The following is a 2107-nucleotide window of genomic DNA, read 5'->3' as shown; positions in this document are numbered from 1 at the left end:
GGAAGTTGCCGCAACGGTATCAAGCGCCCGGACCCCATAACCATCCATAGCGGAATTATCCATTGGCGGGATGTTCCTGTCAACCAGGATATCTTCCGCCACCACCCGCCCGAGAGCATCAGTGATGGCAATTTTCTCCACCGGCATCGAACCAATCCCCTGGAGCATCAACTCCCTGGCCCGTTCCACCGTCACAAATTTTTCCATGATTTCAATCACTCCTGTGTCTTGATTTGGGGACAGAATTTAATTCTGTCCCCGTGCGAAGCACCCCAAGGGCACTTCCTCGCTGTCGCTCAGGGCGCAAGCGAAGCAAAGGTGCAAACCAGTGCGACAAGCAGGCGAAGCATTCCTAAAGCCGAATACTTACTAACAAAGGGGCTGGCCCATGTCAAGAATCATGGAACATGGCTAATTTTTTCTTGCAAATTATCGACAATTGCATTATGCATTTGAACGTTTTCAGCTAGTACGATTATTCACTATTCAATATAACAAGTCATTTTGGAAGGATCACCCAACATGATGCAATCCATCCCCCTTTTCGGTTATTCCGGGGGCATGCTGTTTTTCTTTATCATCTTTATTTTCAGCCTTAACCTTATGGTTGGAACCTCGATTTTATCCCTTTTGGCTGAGTTTCGATCCAGGAGTGCCAAAGATTCAGATTATCAGATTTTAGCTGCCAGCATAACTCGATCAGCCCTGCCCTTTATCAGCCTGGGTGTTGTTGCCGCCTTACCTCTCCTGTTTTGTTCCGGCAGCTTTTTTCAACCTTTTTACCAGCAGATTTTCGGGTCATTCAATCAACTTGCCGGAATAGCGGAACTGCTGTTGGGAACCACTTTACTTTTATTCTGTCTGTACATCATTACCGGCAACAATAAAAAGAAAAAAAAAGCAGCATTACACATAATTATTGGTTTAGCCGCTGCTATAAACGCCCTTTTCCTGATGTTTTACTGCCATCTCATCCCAGCATTTTTACTGGCCCCGGCTGCCGATAATTTCATTCTCGGCAGCACGTCGATAAAGGATGTTATTTTCAACCAGGCTATGCTGCCTTTTTTTGTCCATGCCGTCATCGCCAGTCTGGCATTGGCCGGATTACTAACTATGCTGGTAACCGCTTATCAGAAAGATTTTTCACGGCGGCAGCCGCGGGAATATTATTTAAAGTCATTTAGATTTGGCGGGCGCTGGCTCTTGAATGCAACGATCTTTCAAATCATTCCCGGCCTCTGGGTCTACTTTTCCCTCTCGCCAAAGCTGAAAGATGCTCTGCTGGGCGGACCGCTCACGGGATGGTTTATAGCCTCCCTGGTCTGTCTATTTATCGGCCTGCTGTTGCTTTTAAAAATGCTTAAGGACAACCTGGTCAACAGCCGGGCGGCCACTATCGTGGCATTCCTGCTGCTGATGGCAGTTATCCTGATGGAAGTCACCACCACTCAACTTCATCAGCCACATTTGTTTACGGCAACCAACCAAATTCAACAAACCAGCAGTCAAAACCAAAACAAGATAAAATAAAGGTCCTTATCCCGTCATGAAGATACTAGCACGCTTATTCTGGGCTTTCATCATCTTCCTGTTCATTGCCGAACTGATCATCTTTCGCCAGACAATTTCTTATCATGCAACTGACAATGCCCCCACCAGGTTGGTTGCTGACAATCAGTCTATGCCCGTTAATCGATACGTCAGTCTGCCCACCGCATTACAGGCTACTTCCCCATTGATTATCAAGGCCCCGGGATATACGACCCACGTCTATCAACACCGGCAAAATAAGGGGATTTTTATTTATGATCTTGACAGCAAACTTTCATCAAACCTTAAAGAAAGTCCAAAATTAGCTGCAGTTGAAGGGCGCTTACTGCAACTTAAAGATGCCCCTTTTTCGGCTGAAGTACTCAACCACTTCGCCATGGTTAATAACAACACCCCTGCTTATGCCTTGATGCTTAACGTCAAACCTCAAAGATCCATCCTTTATCTCTATCTGGCGGCAATCATGTTAACCATTCTCCTGCTGGCACTCTGCCCTTTCCTGGGTAGGGCCAGTAAAAAAGTGTCATAATCAACCATCTCCAGCAGCTGTCTT

3 protein-coding genes are annotated in these 2107 nt (G+C 46.2%); 2 read left to right on the top strand and 1 reads right to left on the bottom strand.

Going from position 1 to position 2107, the window contains the following annotated elements:
• On the bottom strand, positions 1-207 hold a 207-nt coding region (locus tag U9P07_10645), incomplete at its 3' end, for a molybdopterin molybdenumtransferase MoeA (GenBank protein MEA2109864.1).
• Between the two features lie 315 nt (positions 208-522).
• Between U9P07_10645 and U9P07_10640 the strand changes: the two genes are divergently transcribed.
• Positions 523-1533 carry a cytochrome ubiquinol oxidase subunit I gene (locus U9P07_10640; protein MEA2109863.1) on the top strand — a complete coding sequence of 337 codons (1011 nt, stop codon included), beginning with the start codon at positions 523-525 and terminating at the stop codon, positions 1531-1533.
• A 16-nt stretch (positions 1534-1549) separates the two neighbouring features.
• A complete protein-coding gene (locus U9P07_10635; GenBank protein MEA2109862.1) occupies positions 1550-2083 on the top strand; it encodes a hypothetical protein in 534 nt (177 codons plus the stop codon).
• The last annotated feature ends 24 nt before the right edge of the window (positions 2084-2107 follow it).

The sequence above is a fragment of the Pseudomonadota bacterium genome (assembly GCA_034660915.1).
In the GTDB taxonomy this organism is placed as follows: Bacteria; Desulfobacterota; Anaeroferrophillalia; order Anaeroferrophillales; family Anaeroferrophillaceae; genus DQWO01.
This window is presented reverse-complemented; position numbering and strand designations above follow the sequence as displayed.

Coding starts and splice junctions, on each gene's coding strand:
- U9P07_10635 (MEA2109862.1), top strand. CDS start 1,550: ATGAAGATACTAGCACGCTTATTCTGGGCTTTCATCATCTTCCTGTTC.
- U9P07_10640 (MEA2109863.1), top strand. CDS start 523: ATGATGCAATCCATCCCCCTTTTCGGTTATTCCGGGGGCATGCTGTTT.